The sequence below is a fragment of the Shewanella sp. SG44-2 genome, from assembly GCF_014164215.1.
Lineage (GTDB): Bacteria > Pseudomonadota > Gammaproteobacteria > Enterobacterales > Shewanellaceae > Shewanella > Shewanella frigidimarina.
This window is the reverse complement of the sequence record NZ_JACJEU010000084.1, coordinates 1-389: the sequence shown is the minus strand read 5'-3', so window position 1 is coordinate 389 and position 389 is coordinate 1. Positions and strand designations below refer to the sequence as shown.

Sequence of the window (389 nt, the reverse complement as noted above, 5' to 3'; positions counted from 1 at the left end):
TCTGCAACCGCAACAGATACACAACCTGTTGATGCCACCATGGCACCTGCACCCACCGTTGAGTTCAGCGGCATGGGCAGCGATGGCGTGTTCAACAGCGATGAGATCGGCAGCGACGGCACTGTAACTGCCACCGTGACGCTAGCGACTGGCACTCAGATAGGCGACACCTTAGTGGTCACCGATGGCAGCGGCAACGTATTAGCCTCTGTGACCGTTACCCAAGACATGCTCGACAACGGTTATCCGGTGGAAGTGCCTGTGACTGCAGGCGCGACCGATGTTGATGTCACCGCGCAAGTGATTGATATCGCCGGTAACCCATCTGCAACCGCCACCGACAACCAGCCAGTGGACAATGTGGCAGCACCTGCACCCACCGTTGAGTT

Annotated in this window: 1 protein-coding gene; it reads left to right on the top strand. The window is 57.8% G+C overall.

Going from position 1 to position 389, the window contains the following annotated elements:
- Positions 1-389: hypothetical protein (locus tag H5181_RS20365; protein WP_182751893.1), on the top strand; the 389-nt coding region annotated here is incomplete at both ends.